At 68.0% G+C, this 7,803-nt stretch carries 4 protein-coding genes, 1 rRNA gene and 1 pseudogene; 2 read left to right on the top strand and 4 right to left on the bottom strand.

The features are described from left to right. Positions 1-92, bottom strand: a 16S ribosomal RNA gene (locus ACWGI8_RS35095); the annotation flags it as partial. Positions 93-667: 575 nt separating this feature from the next. Beyond that, the gene (locus ACWGI8_RS35090; protein ID WP_453667224.1) at positions 668-1,675 is read right to left on the bottom strand and encodes a stage II sporulation protein M; all 1,008 of its coding nucleotides are present in this window, start codon (positions 1,673-1,675) and stop codon (positions 668-670) included. Positions 1,676-1,878: 203 nt separating this feature from the next. Between ACWGI8_RS35090 and ACWGI8_RS35085 the strand changes: the two genes are divergently transcribed. Further along, positions 1,879-2,889, top strand: coding sequence for an RDD family protein (locus tag ACWGI8_RS35085; RefSeq protein ID WP_453667223.1), 1,011 nt, complete (start codon positions 1,879-1,881; stop codon positions 2,887-2,889). Between the two features lie 12 nt (positions 2,890-2,901). On the opposite strand, the gene ACWGI8_RS35080 is transcribed toward ACWGI8_RS35085, so the two are convergent. After that, positions 2,902-3,516 carry a hypothetical protein gene (locus ACWGI8_RS35080; RefSeq protein WP_453667222.1) on the bottom strand — a complete coding sequence of 205 codons (615 nt, stop codon included), beginning with the start codon at positions 3,514-3,516 and terminating at the stop codon, positions 2,902-2,904. Between the two features lie 344 nt (positions 3,517-3,860). Further along, positions 3,861-5,318, bottom strand: coding sequence for an adenosylhomocysteinase (ahcY, locus tag ACWGI8_RS35075; RefSeq protein ID WP_453667221.1), 1,458 nt, complete (start codon positions 5,316-5,318; stop codon positions 3,861-3,863). A 502-nt stretch (positions 5,319-5,820) separates the two neighbouring features. Between ahcY and ACWGI8_RS35070 the strand changes: the two are divergent. After that, a pseudogene (locus ACWGI8_RS35070) lies at positions 5,821-7,803 on the top strand (fructose-specific PTS transporter subunit EIIC); the annotation flags it as partial.

Genomic DNA, 7,803 nt, shown 5'->3' with positions numbered 1-7,803 from the left:
CTAATCCACCCCGAAGGGCTTCATCGTTCGACTTGCATGTGTTAAGCACGCCGCCAGCGTTCGTCCTGAGCCAGGATCAAACTCTCCGTGAATGTTTACCGGTAATCCGGTGTGAACACTCGCGTTGAGCGGAACCAAGAGGAGGAATGATCCTCTCGGTCCACAGCGTCCTCGCTGTGTTGCCTTCCTGACGGAAGGACTTTCAAAGGAACCTCATCTCCATGACAGAGACGGGGTATCAACATATCTGGCGTTGATTTTTGGCACGCTGTTGAGTTCTCAAGGAACGGACGCTTCCTTCGTACTCACCCTCTCGGGCTTTCCTCCAGGCGCTTCCCTTCGGTGTTTCCAACCTTACCAGATTCTTTTTCCGTTCCGTTTCCGGTCTGGATTTCGTTTCCGGTGGCCGCTGGAAGGCCTTTTGCCTTTCGGCGATATCGACTTTATCAGAGTCTTTCGGCCGAGCTAATCGGCTTCGTGATCCGGATAAGGAATCGATTGGCTCCGCGGAAGTTCGTTTTCCGGCCAGAGCAAGATAGACATTAGCTGTGACTCTCGGACATGTCCAGTCCGAGGCAACCGTTAAAATCTACCTCCCCACTCCGACCGTGTCAACGGTCTTTGCGGGCGAAGAGGAGACTAGCAGGTCACAGGGGGTGCTCGCACATCAGGCGGCCGTGGGGAGCTCGGCGCTCCGGTCGGCGGCGTCGACGTCGCCCAGTTCCCCGGCGCGGGCCGCTCGGCCGCCGAGGACGTACACGTACAAGAGGAAAGCCAGCTCGGCGACGATTCCGATGGTGATGCGCGCCCAGGTCGGGAGGTCGGAGGGGGTTACGAAGCCCTCGATCATGCCCGCCACGAAAAGGACCAGAGCGAGGCCGATCGCCATGCCGATGGCGGCGCGTCCTTGTTGGGCGAGGGCCGTGCGGCGGGACTGGGGGCCCGGGTCGATGAGGGTCCAGCCGAGGCGGAGGCCCGTGCCGGCGGCGACGAAGACCGCGGTGAGTTCGAGGAGGCCGTGAGGGAGGACGAGGCCGAGGAAGACGTCGAGGCGGCCGGCCGAGGACATCAGGCCGATGCCGACACCCAGGTTCGCCATGTTGAGGAAGAGGATCCAGAGCACCGGGACGCAGAGGAACGCGCCGAGGACCAGGCACATGGCAGCTGCCTGGGCGTTGTTCGTCCAGACCTGGGCGGCGAACGAGGCCGCCGGGTGGCTCGAGTAGTACGTCTCGTACTCACCTCCCGGACGGGTGAGTCGGCGCAGCTCGTCCGGGGCGGCGATGGCCGACTGGACCTCGGGGTGTGTGCCGATCCACCAGCCGATGATCGCGGCGAGGAGTGTGGAGAGCACCGCGGTGGGGATCCACCAGTGCCGGGAGCGGTAGACCGCGGCCGGGAAACCGGCCGTCAGGAAGCGGACGGCGTCACGCCAGGAGGCGCGGCGGGTGCCGGTGACGGTGGAACGGGCGCGGGCGACGAGCTGAGTGAGCCGGGCGGTGATCACCGGGTCCGGGGCGCTGGACTGGATGAGGGAGAGGTGGGTGGCGGTGCGTTGGTAGAGCGCCACGAGCTCATCGGCCTCGGCGCCGGTGAGGTGGCGCCCACGGTGCAGGAGGTGGTCCAGGCGGTCCCACTCTGCTCGGTGGGTCATCACGAAGACGTCGAGGTCCATGGTCGGCTGCTGCTCCAGGCACTGGTTCGGGTCCGTTCCCGGTCCGGTCCGGTCCGGGTTCGCTCTGGATCCGTACGGACGGTTCGTACTACGACTCGTACTACTGCTCGTATCTACTGCAGCGCACTGCGGGTCAGCTTGGCAGACTGGCGTTCCGAGGGGTCGAGAAGGTCGAAGTGCGTCAGGAAGGTGGGGTGCGTGCGGTGAGTGGGGTGGTGACGGGGGACGCCGTTGTACTGGGGCTTCGTCCGGCGAGGCTGCCCAGCAGGGCGCTGGCGCTCGCGATCGATCTCGCCGTGGTGTGGGCGGCGTATCTGCTGATATCCGTCGGCCTGGCGGTCGCGACGGCCTCTCTGGACGAGGCCGCGGTCATGGCGGTGACGATCGCGACGTTCCTGCTGGTCCTGGTGGGGGCGCCGATCGCGGTGGAGACGCTCAGTCAGGGGCGTTCGCTGGGGAAGCTGGCATGCGGGCTGAGGGTCGTGCGGGACGACGGCGGTCCGATCCGGTTCCGGCACGCGCTGGTGCGTGGCGCGATCGGGGTGGTGGAGATCCTTATGACGTTCGGGGTCATCGCGTGCATCGCTTCGCTGGTATCGGCGCGGGGGCGGCGGATCGGCGATGTCTTCGCGGGGACTCTGGTGATACGGGAACGGGTTCCGGCAGCCCGGCCGGTGCCGGTGCCTCCTCCGCCGCCGTGGCTGGTGGGGCGGTTCGCGGAACTCGATCTGTCCGGGGTGCCGGACGATCTGTGGCTGGCGATACGTCAGTACCTGACGCGGATGCATCAGCTCGACGCGGAGGTGAGCCGGTCCTTGGCGGAACGGTTGGCCGCTGATCTGGTGGCTCGTACTGGGACGCCTGCTCCGCAGGGGGTGCCGGCGGGAGCGTTCCTGGCGGCCGTGGTGAACGAGCGGCAGGCGCGGGACGCGCGGCGGGCCGTCGCCGTGGCCTCGGCGTCCATGACCTCTCCGTCGCCTTCTCCCACGGCTCCTCCCGCTTCTGCCTCTTCTCCCGCTCCTCCCGGTCCTCCCGTTTCGGCGTCGGCTTCGTCCGCGTCTGTGCCTTGGTCTGCGCCTGCACCTGCACCTGCGCCTGTGCCTCCGGTCCTGACAAGCCCGGTTTCCGTGACCTCGGGCACGCCTGCCGATGCGGCGGGGTCCGGGGTTGCGTCGTCCCCGCCGCCCGCGACGGGGTTCGTGCCGCCCGCGTAGGGCGGTCGCAGGTCAGGGAAAGACCGAGGGTGGGGTTTCGAGCTCTTCGAGCTCGATGCCGGGGGCCGACAGGACCACGTCACCAGCGATGTGGACCGTGTGCTGTTCACCGGTGTCCAGGGCGCTGACCTGGTATTCGTCCACTGTCAGGGTGCCGTTGTCAGTGGCGTGCGCTTCACTTTTCACCAGGGCCCAGGACTGGTCGACGGTGCGGGGGGCGAGGACCGGGTCCGTGAAGGCGACGAGGCGGACGCGGGTCGCGGGGGCGCCGGGTGTGAGGCGGAGCAGCCGGGCTGTCGCGACGAGGAAAGCGGGGGAGGTGCCGGTGAAGGCGTGAGCGCGGACATTGCCTTCGGTGGCGTGTGTGCCGGTGGGATCGGTGCGGACCCAGGTGACCCCGTCGAGGGCGGCGCCGCGGACCTGCCAGCTCGAGGCGTGGAGTTCGAGGCGGATGGGGCGGCCGAGTTCGTCGAGAGCAAGGTCGACGGAGCCCGCGTGGTCTCCGGAGGGGGTGGTCAGCTGGGAGACGTAGCGCCAGCCGGCAGGGCCGGGTGCGCAGTGGAAGTGCTCTTCACCGAGGGGGGTGTGATCGTGCGGATCATGAAGCGAATAGCGGCCGCGGGGCATGGGGCGAGGTCCTTGCGATGCGTTGGGGCCCGGTAGCGACGCGGGGAGTATCCCTCCGGAAGACCGGAAGACCGGAAGTCCGGAAGTCCGGAAGTCCGGACGGCTGTCTGTCCAGATTCCTGCCTGGGCGGATGGCCCCCTGGCCGGATGACCGCCTGGGCGGATGGCCGGGACCCTGCTCCCCGGCGGCGGGGGCCGAGGGGGACGGCCCGGGTGCAGGCCCCCGTGCCCGGGAGTCCGGGGGCCTGCGATGGGTACGTCAGTACCGGTTGGAGTGCCGGCAGGCGCCGGCGCCTCTGGGCACCTGGTGGTACCTGGATGGGTACCTACTGGCACCCGCAGCGTCAGTACCGGTAGTGGTCCGGCTTGTACGGGCCCTCGACCTCGACACCGATGTAGGCGGCCTGCTCGGGGCGGAGCGTCGTGAGCTTCACGCCGAGCGAGTCGAGGTGGAGGCGGGCGACCTTCTCGTCGAGGTGCTTGGGCAGCACGTAGACATCGGTCGGGTACTCCTCCGGCTTGGTGAAGAGCTCGATCTGGGCCAGCGTCTGGTCCGCGAACGAGTTGGACATCACGAAGGACGGGTGGCCGGTCGCGTTGCCCAGGTTGAGCAGACGGCCCTCGGACAGCACGATGATCACCTTGCCGTCGGGGAACGTCCAGGTGTGGACCTGCGGCTTGACCTCGTCCTTGACGATGCCCGGGACCTTGGCGAGGCCGGCCATGTCGATCTCGTTGTCGAAGTGACCGATGTTGCCGACGATCGCCTGGTGCTTCATCTTGGCCATGTCCGAGGCCATGATGATGTCCTTGTTGCCCGTCGTCGTGATGAACAGGTCGGCCTTGTCGATGACCTCGTCGAGGGTCGTGACCTGGTAGCCGTCCATCGCCGCCTGCAGCGCGCAGATCGGGTCGATCTCGGTGATGATCACGCGGGCGCCCTGACCGCGCAGGGACTCCGCGCAGCCCTTGCCGACGTCGCCGTAGCCGCACACGACCGCGACCTTGCCGCCGATCAGGACGTCGGTGGCGCGGTTGATGCCGTCGACCAGGGAGTGACGGCAGCCGTACTTGTTGTCGAACTTGGACTTGGTGACGGCGTCGTTGACGTTGATCGCCGGGAAGAGGAGGGTGCCGTCGCGCTGCATCTCGTACAGACGGTGGACACCGGTCGTGGTCTCCTCGGTGACGCCGCGGATCTCGGACGCCAGACGGGTCCACTTCTGCGGGTTCTCGGAGAGGGTGCGGTTCAGCAGGGTGAGGATGTGGCCGTACTCCTCGCTGTCCGCGGTGGACGGGTCCGGGGCCTCGCCTGCCTTCTCGAACTCGACGCCCTTGTGGACGAGGAGGGTGGCGTCACCACCGTCGTCCAGGATCATGTTCGGGCCGCCGGTGGGGGAGTTCGGCCAAGTCAGGGCCTGCTCCGTGCACCACCAGTACTCCTCCAGGGTCTCGCCCTTCCAGGCGAAGACCGGGATGCCCTGGGGGTTGTCCGCGGTGCCCTTGGGGCCGACGGCGATGGCGGCGGCGGCGTGGTCCTGGGTGGAGAAGATGTTGCAGGACGCCCAGCGGACCTCGGCGCCCAGGGCGACCAGGGTCTCGATGAGGACGGCGGTCTGCACGGTCATGTGCAGCGAGCCGGTGATGCGGGCTCCGGCGAGCGGCTGCGAAGCCGCGTACTCCTTGCGGATCGACATCAGGCCGGGCATCTCGTGCTCGGCGAGGGTGATCTCCTTGCGGCCGAAGCCGGCGAGAGAGAGGTCGGCGACCTTGAAGTCCTGGCCGGCGGCGACAGTCGTCATTGCGAGCTGCTCCTCATGTGGGTCGAGGGGTGGGTAGGGCTGGATGGCTCTGCGGCCACTGCGGCGATACGGGCACAGCGATGCCCGGACGCCCGCAGACGCCCGCAGCGCAGTCCGTCGGAGGCCCTCTCTCCCTCGGCCGGTCCACAGTCGCGGACCGCCCGACCGCCATCAGCAGCGACGTCTGGCACTGGTCACGAATCTACACCGATCGCCGCGGCCGCCCACAGCCCGCCCGTGGCCGCGTTCCGGCCGAATCCAGGGCCCACGGGCCCGTCGTAAGGGGGCCTTCCGCGCTTTTGATGTGGCGTTGATCTGTTGATGTGGCGTTCATGTGTTGCACGATGCTGCGCGAGGATCGCGAACACGAGCACGACGCGACCCACAGCACGACGCGACCAACAGCACGATCTGCTCCACCGGCACGATCTGCTCCACCAGCGTTAGGAGAACTCACGTGACCAGTCCGGCGAGCGGGCAGCGGAAGTTGAAGCTGCTCGCGGTGACCGCCTGTCCCGCAGGCATCGCCCACACCTACATGGCCGCGGAGAGACTCGCGCAGGCCGCGGAAGCTCTCGGCATCAAGATGAAGGTGGAGACCCAAGGATCCATCGGCGCCGAGAACGTATTCTCTGACAACGATGTCAGAGACGCGGACGCCATCATCGTCGCGGCCGACAAGGACGTTGACCTGAGCCGGTTCGTGGGGAAGAAGGTGCTCGCGGTCGGGGTGGCCGAGGGCGTACGCCACCCCGAGCGGCTGATCGAGCAGGTGCAGAGCGCGCCTGTGCACGGGGCGGGCGGCGGTGACGGAGCCATGGAGGCACCCGCCGCAAGCAATGGCAGCGGCAGCGGACGTGGCGGCAGCGGCGGCCGGGAGCGGAGCGTCACCTACAAGGCGTTGATGAACGGCGTCTCGTACATGATCCCGTTCGTCGTGGTCGGCGGGCTGCTGATCGCGATCTCGCTGGCGCTCGGCGGGCATGCGACGCCGGAGGGTTACGCCATCCCGGAGGGCTCGTTCTGGGAGAGCGTCTTCAAGATCGGCGAGATCGGGTTCCAGCTGATGGTGCCGATCCTGTCCGGGTACATCGCGTACGCCATCGCGGACCGGCCGGCACTGGTGCCCGGCATGATCGGCGGCTGGATCGCGAACACCGGGGCGCTGTACGACTCCGAGGCGGGCGCCGGGTTCATCGGCGCGATCGTGACCGGCTTCCTGGCCGGCTATCTGGTGCTGTGGATCAAGAAGGTCAAGGTCCCCAAGTTCGCCCAGCCGATCATGCCGATCATCGTGATCCCGATCGTGGCGACATCGGCGCTCGGGCTGTTCTTCATCTACGTCATCGGCAAGCCGATCGCCTGGGTCTTCGAGCATCTGACCAGCTGGCTGAGCGGGATGACCGGCACCAGCGCGATTCTGCTCGGGGCGATTCTCGGTCTCATGATCGCGTTCGACATGGGCGGCCGGTCAACAAGACCGCGTTCCTGTTCGGCGCGGGGCTCATCGCGTCCGGGAACCAGACGGTCATGGGCATGTGTGCGGCGGCTATTCCGGTCATGCCGCTCGGGCAGGGGCTCGCGACGCTGATCCGGCGCCGGCTGTACTCGGAGCAGGAGCGCGAGACCGGTATGGCGGCGCTGTTCATGGGTTTCTTCGGGATCTCCGAGGGCGCGATTCCGTTCGCGGCCGCCCGGCCCGCGCAGGTCATTCCGGCGAACATGCTGGGCGGCGCGGTGGCCGGTGCGCTCGCGGGGCTGGCGGGCGTGAAGGACGCGGTGCCGCACGGTGGGCCGATCGTGGCGGTGCTGGGTGCGGTCGAGGGCGTACCGATGTTCTTCCTTGCCGTCGTGGCCGGGACCCTCGTCACGGCGGTCACCACGAATGCGCTGATCGGAATCAAGGAGCGGACAGCGGGCGGACGCGCCCCGACGCCGGATTCCGTGCCGGTGTCGGCTTCCGTGCCGGTGCCGGCGCAGGCGGCGGAGCCGGTCCTCGCGGGGATCGGTGCCACGGGTGCTCGTACGGCGGCCGTGTCGGTGGAAACGGCCACCCCCGCTGCGAAGTCGGCCGGAGCCGATGGCGCCGAGGTGCTCTCCGGGTATCTGACCGGGAAGACCGTGAAGGTCCGCCTTGCGGCCGGCAGCAAGGATGCCGCCATCCGCGAGATGGCGGCGATGCTCGGGACGACCGGCAAGGTCGCGGATCCCGAGGAGCTCGTACGGGCCGCTTTCGCCCGTGAGGAACTGGGCACGACCGGCCTCGGTGAGGAGATCGCCATCCCGCACGCCAAGACCGACGCCGTCACGGCACCGATCGTCGGCTTCGCGCGCTCGCCGGAGGGCGTGGAGTGGGGGTCGCTCGACGGCACGAAGGCCAAGTTGATCTTCATGATCACGGTTCCGGAGGCGGCCGCGGGCGATGAGCATCTGCGGATCCTGGCGCTGCTGTCGCGGAAACTGATGGACGCGGAGTTCCGTGAGC

The sequence above is a fragment of the Streptomyces sp. NPDC054841 genome, assembly GCF_053611045.1.
Note: the sequence above shows the minus strand (reverse complement) of the source record. Positions and strands in the feature narration are given on the sequence as shown.